Annotated in this window: 1 protein-coding gene; it reads left to right on the forward strand. The window is 75.4% G+C overall.

All coding sequences use genetic code 11. The features are described 5' to 3' along the window. Positions 1–128 precede the first annotated feature (128 nt). On the forward strand, positions 129–9956 hold a 9828-nt coding region (locus tag IE247_RS22990; protein WP_190125131.1), incomplete at its 3' end, for a type I polyketide synthase.

Genomic DNA, 9956 nt, shown 5'->3' on the forward strand with positions numbered 1-9956 from the left:
AATGAGGGGCTGTACCGGGTCCCGGATTCACCTGGTTACCGATAGATGACCGGAGGGCGGGAGCACGGAGTTTACGGTCGCCTTTCTGATGGGTTTTTGAGGTCAATCGGAAGGGCGACCCGGGCGCGATGACGAGTAACCGTGGTTCAGTGGAGGTCGGGGCGCGGGGCGAGGACGTCGCGGTCGTCGGCATGGCGTGTCGACTGCCCCGGGCAGCCGGGCCGGAGGCTTTCTGGCAGCTGCTGCGCAGCGGTTCGGACGCCATCACCGAAGCCCCGGCCGGCCGGTGGGAGGGCGCGCCGCCCGCGGACGACCGGCTCCGCAGGGGCGGATTCCTCGACGACCCCGGAGGCTTCGACGCGGCCTTCTTCGGCGTCTCGCCGCGCGAGGCCGCCACGATGGACCCGCAGCAGCGGCTGGTGCTCGAACTCGCCTGGGAGGCGCTCGAAGACGCCTCGATCGTCCCGGAGCGGCTGCGGGACTCCCGTACCTCCGTCTTCGTCGGAGCGCTGCGCGACGACTACACCGGCCTGGTGCACCAGTACGGCGAGAGCGCCATCACCCAGCACACCATGACCGGCATCAGCCGGGGCGTCATCGCCAACCGTGTCTCCTACCACCTGGGGCTGCGCGGCCCCAGCCTGACGGTGGACACCGCCCAGTCCTCCTCCCTCGTCGCCGTCCATCTGGCCGCCGAGTCCGTACGGTCCGGCGAGTCGGCCCTCGCCCTGGCGGCCGGCGTCCATCTCAACCTCCTGGCCGAGAGCGCGGTCACCGTCGAGCGGTTCGGCGGGCTCTCCCCGGACGGCGTCACCTACACCTTCGACGCGCGCGCCAACGGCTTCGTCCGGGGAGAGGGCGCGGGGCTCGTCGTCCTCAAGCCGCTCTCGCGGGCGCTCGCCGACGGAGACCGCGTCTACGGAGTCATCCGGGGCGGCGCCGTCAACAACGACGGCTCCACCGCGGGCCTCACCGTGCCCGGCGTCGACGCGCAGCGGCAGGTGCTGCGCGAGGCGTACGAACGGGCCGGGGTCCGGCCGTCCGAGGTGCAGTACGTCGAACTCCACGGCACCGGGACCCCCGTCGGCGACCCCGTCGAGGCCGCCGCGCTCGGGGCCGAACTGGGCGCGGCCCGCGACCCCGGCGATCCGCTGCTGGTCGGCTCGGCCAAGACCAACGTCGGCCACCTGGAGGGCGCGGCGGGCATGGTGGGCCTGCTGAAGGGGCTGCTCAGCCTCGCCCACCGGGAGATCCCGGCCAGCCTCAACTTCGAGACGCCCAACCCGGACATCCCGCTGGACGAACTCCGTCTCGCCGTGCCGGGGACGGCGACCGGATGGCCGCACCCCGACCGGCCCCTGGTGGCGGGCGTCAGCTCCTTCGGCATGGGCGGCACCAACTGCCATGTGGTCCTCGCCGCCGCGCCCGAACCGGCGGACAGGGGCCGGGCGGCGGAGGCCGCCGGGTCCGGGCCGGTGCCATGGCTGCTCTCCGGGCGCGGCCCGGACGCCCTGCGCGCCCAGGCCGCCGCGCTCGCCGACTTCACGGACTCCACCGGGTCCGGACCGGTCGAGCTGGGCTGGTCCCTGCTCACCGCCCGCACCCTCTTCGAGGACCGGGCCGTCGTCATCGGCTCGGACCGCGAGGAGCTGCGCGAGGGCCTCACCGCGCTCGCCGGCGACCTGCCCGCGCAGGGCGTGGTGCGGGGGACGGTCCAGGACGGCCGCCTCGCCTTCCTCTTCACCGGCCAGGGCGCGCAGCGCGCGGCCATGGGACGCGAACTGCACGCCGCGCACCCGGTGTTCGCCGCCGCCTTCGACGAGCTGTGCGCCGCCTTCGACCGGCATCTGGACCGGCCCCTCGCCGAGGTGGTGCTCAGCGGCGAGGGGCTGGACAGCACCGGCTACACCCAGCCCGCCCTGTTCACGCTTGAGGTCGCCCTGTTCCGGCTCCTCGAATCCTGGGGCGTCCGCCCCGACGCCGTCGCCGGGCACTCCATCGGCGAGCTGGCCGCCGCCCATGTCGCCGGGGTGCTGGACCTCGACGACGCGGTGACCCTGGTGGCCGCCCGCGCCACCCTGATGCAGCGGCTGCCCGAGGGCGGCGCGATGGCCGCCGTACGGGCGACGGAGGACGAGATCGCGCCCCTGCTCGCGGACCGCGCGGACCGCCTCGCGCTCGCCGCGGTCAACGGCCCCGAGTCGGTCGTCGTCTCCGGCACGGAGGAGGCCGTCGCCGAGCTGTCGGCCGAGCTGGCCGGACGGGGCCGCAAGACCCGGGGACTCACCGTCAGCCACGCCTTCCACTCGCCGCTGATGGACCCGATGCTGGAGGAGTTCCGCCGGGTCGCGGAGGGGCTGACCTACCACCCGCCGCGGCTGACGGTCGTCTCGACGCTCACCGGACGGCCGGTCGACGGCCAGGAGCTGCGCACCGCCGGGTACTGGGTCGACCAGCTCCGCGGCACGGTCCGCTTCGCCGACGCCGTGCGGGCCCTGACCGGCCTGGGCGTCACCGCCTTCCTCGAAGTCGGCCCCGACGGGGTGCTCACCGCGATGGCCGGCCCCTCGGCGGGCGGCGGTCTCACCGTGCCCGCCCTGCGCAAGGGCCGCGAGGAGCGGAGGACCCTGCTGGCCGCCGTCGCGGCCCTCCATGTCCGGGGCTTCGACGTCGACTGGCGGCGGCTGTTCCCCGAGGGCGGGCGGGCCGCCGTCCCGCTGCCCACCTACGCCTTCCAGCGCCGCCACCACTGGATCGGCGGCCGGGCCGACACCCGGCCGCCCACCGCTCTCCGCCCCGGGCCCTCCGCCGCCGGGCCCGGGCCGGAGCACCAAGCGGGTCCTGAGCGCCACGCGGGTCCTGAGCGCCCTGCCGGGCGCGCGTCCGACACCTCCGCCGCCGACCTGGTCACCGCCCACATCGCCGCCGTCCTGGAGTACGACCGGGGGCAGCGCGTCGACGCCCGGCTGCCCTTCAAGGACCTCGGCTTCGACTCGCTGATGTCGGTCGAGCTGCGCGACCGGCTGAGCGAGGCCACCGGGCTGAGCCTCCCCGGCGGACTCCTCTTCGACCACCCCACCCCCGCCGCCCTCATCGACCACATCGGCGCGGAGCTGGGCGGGACGGCGGAGCCCGAGGCCCCCGACGACGGCCCGCCCGCCGCCGGGCGGTACGACGAGCCCATCGCCATCGTCGGCATGGCCTGCCGCTACCCCGGCGGCGTCGCCTCCCCCGAGGACCTGTGGCGGCTCGTCGCCGAGGGCCGCGACGCCATCGGCTCCTTCCCCGAGGACCGGGGCTGGGACGAGTCGCTGTACGACCCCGACCCGGAGCGCTCCGGCCGGAGTTCGGTGAACGAGGGCGGCTTCCTCTACGACGCGCCGCTCTTCGACGCGGGCTTCTTCGGCATCTCGCCGCGCGAGGCGCTCGGCATGGACCCGCAGCAGCGGCTCGTGCTGGAGACCGCGTGGGAGGCCGTCGAGCGGGCGGGCATCGACCCGAGGCGGCTCGGCGGCACCCGTACGGGCGTCTTCGTCGGCGCGACCTCGCTGGAGTACGGGCCCCGGCTCGCCGACGCCCCCCACGCCGTCGAGGGACACGTCCTGACCGGCAGCACCAACAGCGTCGTCTCCGGCCGGGTCGCCTACCAGCTGGGCCTGGTCGGACCCGCCGTCACCGTCGACACCGCCTGCTCCTCCTCCCTGGTCGCCCTGCACCTGGCCGTGCGCTCACTGCGCTCGGGCGAGACGACCATGGCCCTCGCGGGCGGCGCCAGCGTCATGTCGACCCCCGGGATGTTCGTCGAGTTCTCCCGTCAGCGCGGACTCGCCTCCGACGGCCGCAGCAAGGCCTTCTCCGCCGACGCCGACGGCACCTCCTGGGCCGAGGGCGTCGGGCTGCTCCTGGTGGAGCGGCTCTCCGACGCGCGCAGGAACGGCCACCCCGTCCTCGCCGTCATCCGGGGCACCGCCGTCAACCAGGACGGCGCGTCCAACGGACTGACCGCACCCAACGGCCCCTCGCAGCGCAGGGTGATCCGCCAGGCGCTGGCCGACGCCGGACTGGACGCCGCCGATGTGGACGCGGTCGAGGCCCACGGCACCGGCACCGCGCTCGGCGACCCCATCGAGGCCGAGGCGATCCTCGCCACCTACGGGCAGGGGCGCGAAAACGGCGGACCGGTCTTCCTCGGCTCGCTGAAGTCCAACATCGGCCACGCCCAGGCGGCGGCCGGAGTCGGCGGCGTCATCAAGATGGTGCAGGCCATGCGGCACCAGACACTGCCCAGGACCCTGCACATCAGCGAGCCCACCCCGCACGTCGACTGGAGCGCCGGTCCCGTCGAACTCCTCACCGAGGCCGTCGAGTGGCCCGCCGGGGACCGGACGCGCCGCGCCGCCGTCTCCTCCTTCGGCATCAGCGGCACCAACGCCCACCTCGTCATCGAGGAGGCCGGACCCGAGACCCCCCGCACCGAGCGCCGGGACCCGGACCCGGCCCCCGAGCCGATCACCGCCGCCGGGACCGGCCCCGTACCCTGGGCGCTCGCCGCCCGCGACGAGCCCGCGCTGCGCGCCCAGGCCCACCGGCTGCGGGAGCACCTCGCCGCCGCACCCGGGACGGACATCGCCGACATCGGCCTCTCGCTCGCCACCACCCGCACCGCCTTCGAACAGCGCGCCGTGGTGACCGGCGGCACGGCGGACGAACTCCTCGCCGGACTCGACGCGCTGGCCGAGGGCCGGGAGACGGACCGGGTCGCGACGGGCAGCGCGACGGCCCCCGGCCGCACCGCCTTCCTCTTCACCGGCCAGGGCGCGCAGCGCCTCGGCATGGGACGCGAGCTGTACGAGACCCGGCCGGTCTTCGCGGCGGCGCTGGACGCCGCCCTCGCCGCCCTCGACCCCCATCTCGAACGCCCGCTGCGCGAGGTGGTGTTCGCGGCCGAAGAGGACGCGGAGCGCTCCCCGCTCCACGAGACCGCCTACACCCAGCCCGCGCTGTTCGCCCTCGAAGTGGCCCTGTACCGGCTGCTCGAACACCACGGCGTCGCCCCCGACCTGCTGGCCGGTCACTCGATCGGCGAGGTCGCGGCCGCCCACGCGGCCGGAGTGCTCTCCCTCGCGGACGCCGCCGCGCTCGTCGCCGCGCGCGGCCGGCTGATGCAGTCCGCCCGCCCCGGCGGCGCGATGATCGCCGTCGAGGCGAGCGAGGAGGAGATCGCCGCCGATCTGGCCGGACAGGAGGACATACTCTCCGTCGCCGCCGTCAACGGCCCCCGGGCCGTCGTGATCTCCGGCGACCCGGCCCCCGCGACGGCCCTCGCCGAGCGGTGGCGGGCCCGGGGCCGCCGCACCCGCGCGCTGCGGGTCAGCCACGCCTTCCACTCGCCGCACATGGACGGCGTCCTGGACGAGTTCCGCGAGGCGGTGCGCGGACTCACCCTCCACGCCCCCCGGATTCCCCTGGTCTCCACCCTGACCGGCGCGCTCGCGACGGCCGAGGAGATCACCGACCCCGACTACTGGGTACGCCAGATCCGGGGCGCGGTCCGCTTCAAGGACGCCGTCACCGCACTGGAGGAGCAGGGGGCCACCGTCTTCCTGGAGGTCGGCCCGGACGCCGTGCTGACCGCCATGGCCGAGGACTCCTTCACCGCCGAGGGCTCCACGGCGCTCGCCCTGCTGCGCCGGGGCCGCCCCGAGCCCGACACCCTCCTCGCCGGGCTCGCCCGCGCCCACACCGCCGGGACCGCCGTCGACCTGGCGTCCTTCTTCCCCGGCGCCTCACCGGTCCCGCTGCCCACCTACGCCTTCCAGCGCGACCGCTACTGGCTCGCAGCCGAGACGCACACCGACGCCAGGGGACTCGGCCTCGACGCGGGCGGCCACCCGCTGCTCACCGCCGCCGTGGAATTCGCCGACCGCGACGAACTCCTCCTCACGGGGCGGCTCTCGCTCCGCACCCACCCCTGGCTCGCCGACCACGCCATCGCCGGCACGGTCCTGCTGCCCGCCACCGCCTTCCTCGAACTCGCCGTCGCGGCGGGCGACCGGGCGGGCGTCCCGCGCCTCGCCGATCTCACCCTGGAGGCCCCGCTGGCGCTGACCGGCCGGGGGGCCGTCCGGGTCCAGCTCGCCGTCGCCCCGCCTGACCCCTCCGGCGCGCGCGCGTTCACCGTCCACTCCAGGCCCGAACTCCCCGACGAGACGGACATCCCCTGGACCCGGCATGTCACCGGCCTCCTCACCGACGCCCCGGCGGCCGCCCCGGACGCCCCGGCGGCCGGACCCTGGCCGCCCCGGGGCGCGACCGCGCTCCCGCTCGACGACGTCTACGAGCGGCTGGCCGCACTGGGCTACGCCTACGGGCCCGCCTTCCGGGCGCTGCGCGGGCTCTGGCACCACGGCGAGGACATCCACGCGGAGGTCGCGCTGCCGCCCGGACTGACGGAGAGCGCCGCCGGATTCGGCCTCCACCCGGCCCTGTTCGACGCGGCCCTGCACCCCCTCGTCCTGGCCGCCGCCGACCCCGCGGACCCGGAGACGATCCGGCTGCCCTTCACCTGGGACGGCGTCACCCTCCACGCGGCCGGGGCGACCGCGCTCCGTGTCTCGGCCACCCGCGCCGGCGAGGACACCTACGCGCTCCGCCTCACCGACCCCACGGGCGCGCCCGTGGCCTCCGTCGACTCGATCGTGCTGCGGCCCGTCCCCAAGGAGCGCCTCGCACGGGCCGACGGCCCGCGCACGGACGCGCTGCTGCATGTCGACTGGTCGCCGATCGCCCCCGGCGACGCCCCCGCCCGGCGTACCGCCGAGAGCCGGGACGGCGAGCTGCCCGCCACCGCCGACTTCGACGACCTTCTCGTACGGCTCGACGGCGACGGCGACGGCGACGCGGGCAGTGACGGCGACGAGGGTGCTCCGCACACCCCCGAGGCCGCCCACCGGATCGTCCGGGACGCCCTGGACCTCCTCCAGCGCTGGCTGGCCGACGAGCGGTTCGACGGCTCCCGGCTGGTCTTCGTCACCTCCCGCGCCGTCCCGGCGGGGGACCACGAGGAGAGCGTCCGGCTCGACGCGGCCCCCGTCTGGGGACTGATCCGAGCCGCGCAGTCCGAGCACCCCGGCCGGCTCGCCCTCGTGGACCTCGACACGGGCCCGGACGCCGAACGGCTGCTCACGGCGGCCCTGGCCACCGGGGAGCCCCAGATCGCGGTACGCGGGAACGAACTGCGGGTCCCCCTGCTCAGCCGTACCGAAGCCCCCGAAGCCCCCGAAGGCCCCGAAGGCCCTGAGGCCGGGGCCCCGGCGGTCCTCGACCCGGCCGGCACCGTGCTGCTGACCGGCGGCACCGGCGGCCTGGGCGGGCTCTTCGCCCGTCACCTCGTCAGCGCCCACGGGGCCCGCCATCTGCTGCTGACCAGCCGCCGGGGCCCCGACGCGCCCGACGCCGAGGCGCTCACCGCCGAACTCACCGGGCTCGGCGCGAAGGTGACGGTGGTCGCCGCCGACATCTCCGACCGCGCCTCCACCGCGGCCCTGATCGACGGCATCGACCCCGAGCACCCGCTGACGGCCGTGATCCATCTGGCCGGAGTCCTCGACGACGCCACCACCGGGGCCATGACCGCCGAGCGCCTCACGGCGGTCCTGCGGCCCAAGGCCGACGCCGCCTGGCATCTGCACGAACTGACCCGGGACCTGGACCTCGCCTCCTTCGTCCTCTTCTCCTCCGTGTCCGGCCTCATCGGCACGGCGGGGCAGTCCAACTACGCCGCGGCCAACACCTATCTGGACGCGCTCGCCGCCCACCGCCAGAGCCTCGGACTCCCCGCGACCTCACTGGCCTGGGGACTGTGGGGCGGCGGCCACGGCATGGGAGCGGGCCTCGACGGCGCGGGCCTCGCCCGCTGGGCCCGCAGCGGCATCGCCCCGATCGCCCCGGAGACCGGCCTCGCGCTCTTCGACGCCGCGCTCACGGACGGCCGGGCCCTCGCCGTACCCCTCCCGCTGGCACCGGCGGGACCGCGCACGGCCGAGGAGATCCCACCGCTGCTCCGGGGGCTGATACGCCTCCGCGGAACCGCCCGCGCCACCGCGGCGGGCGCGGCGGCGGCGGACGGCTCCTGGGCGCAGCGGATCGCGGGCCTGCCCGAGGCCGAGCGCTCCACCGCGGTGCTGGAGCTGGTACGGGAGACCGTCGCCGGGGTCCTCGGACACTCCGGGGCCGACCGGATCGTCCCCGAACGCGCCTTCAAGGACCTCGGCTTCGACTCCCTCGCCGGGGTCGAGCTGCGCAACCGCCTCAACCGGGCCACCGGGCTTCGGCTGTCGACGACCGTCGTCTTCGACCATCCGACGACCGCCGCGATCGCCGCGCATCTGTACGAGAAGGTCGCCGGCGCGCCGGTCGTCGCACCGCCCGCCGCGACCCGGGGCGCGTCCGCCGACGACGAGGCGATCGCCATCATCGGGATGGCCTGCCGCTTCCCCGGCGGGGTCGCCTCACCCGACGACCTGTGGCGGCTGGTCGCCGACGGCACGGACGCGATCGGCGAGTTCCCGGACAACCGGGGCTGGGACCTGGAGTCGCTCTACGACCCGGACCCGGAGACCACCGGCACCTCCTACACCCGGCACGGCGGATTCCTCTACGAGGCCGACCAGTTCGACCCGGAGTTCTTCGGGATGTCCCCCCGGGAGGCCACCGCGACCGACCCGCAGCAGCGGCTGCTGCTGGAGACGGCGTGGGAGACCTTCGAGAACGCGGGGCTCGACGCGGCGGAGCTGCGCGGCTCGCGCACCGGCGTCTTCACCGGGGCCATGTACGACGACTACGCCTCCCGGCTGGCCAAGAGCCCCGAGGAGTTCGAGGGCCTGCTGCTCGCCGGGAACCTCTCCAGTGTGGTGTCGGGCCGGCTCTCGTACATCTTCGGTCTGGAGGGTCCCGCCCTCACGGTCGACACGGCCTGCTCCTCCTCGCTGGTCTCCCTCCACCTCGCCGCGAACTCGCTGCGCGGCGGTGAGTGCGATCTCGCGCTCGCGGGCGGTGTCACGGTGATGTCCGGGCCGCACACCTTCGTGGAGTTCTCCCGTCAGCGCGGGCTCGCCGAGGACGGCCGCTGCCGCTCCTTCTCCGCCGACGCGGGCGGCACCGGCTGGTCGGAGGGCGTGGGCCTGCTGCTCGTGGAGCGTCTCTCGGACGCGCGGCGCAACGGCCACCACGTCCTCGCGGTGGTACGGGGTTCGGCGGTCAACCAGGACGGCGCGTCCAACGGACTGACCGCGCCCAACGGGCCCGCCCAGGACCGGGTGATCCGGCAGGCGCTGGCCAACGCGGGGCTGGAGAGCGCGGATGTGGACGCGGTCGAGGCGCACGGCACCGGTACGACGCTGGGCGACCCGATCGAGGCGCAGGCGCTGATCGCCACGTACGGTCAGAACCGCCCCGCCGACCGGCCGCTCTACCTCGGCTCGCTGAAGTCCAACATCGGCCACGCCCAGGCGGCGGCCGGAGTGGGCGGGGTGATCAAGATGATCCAGGCGATGCGGCACGGCACCCTGCCCAGGACGCTGCACGTCAGCGAGCCGACTCCGCATGTGGACTGGGACGCGGGGGCCGTGGAGCTGCTCACCGACGAGCGGCCCTGGCCTCAGACGGACCGGCCGCGCCGTGCGGCGATCTCCTCGTTCGGGATCAGCGGCACCAACGCGCATGTGATCATCGAGCAGCCGGAGGGAGCGACGGCCGTCGCCGTCGCGGACGCCGAGGAATCCGACGAGGGCGGGGAAGCCCCGGCTCCTCAGGCCGAGGCTTCGGTGGTTCGGTCCGCTGGTTCGGGGTCGGTGGGATGGCCGGTGTCCTGGACCCTGTCCGCCCGTACCCCCGCCGCTCTGGCCGGGCAGGCGGCCCGTCTCCTTCACCACGTCACCGAACACCCCCACCTCGAC

This window comes from Streptomyces inusitatus (genome assembly GCF_014651115.1).
In the GTDB taxonomy this organism is placed as follows: domain Bacteria; phylum Actinomycetota; class Actinomycetes; order Streptomycetales; family Streptomycetaceae; genus Streptomyces; species Streptomyces amakusaensis.